1 protein-coding gene is annotated in these 237 nt (G+C 62.9%); it reads left to right on the forward strand.

Annotated elements, in window-relative coordinates:
* Window positions 1–103: helix-turn-helix domain-containing protein (locus RAD10_RS42505; RefSeq protein WP_461622092.1), on the forward strand; the 103-nt coding region annotated here is incomplete at its 5' end.
* Window positions 104–237: the final 134 nt, after the last annotated feature.

A 237-nucleotide genomic window follows, 5' to 3' on the forward strand; every position in this document is an offset into this window, starting at 1 on the left:
GCTCGAAACCTACGGCGGCCACCGCGTGAAAGCGGCACAGGCACTCGGAATCAGCGAGAGGAGTTTATACAGGAAACTGCGCGACCACGGCTTGCCGCTGTGACTCCTCTAGGCCCGGAACGTAGGCAGAAGGCGCAGGGCGTTCTCACGGTCGATACCCCGAAGTTCTTCCGGTGTGAAGCCGCAGTGCGCCAGGCCCTGGGCGATCGCAGCGCTCTGGCCGAATGGAAAATCGGT

This window comes from Bradyrhizobium sp. 23AC (genome assembly GCF_054863025.1).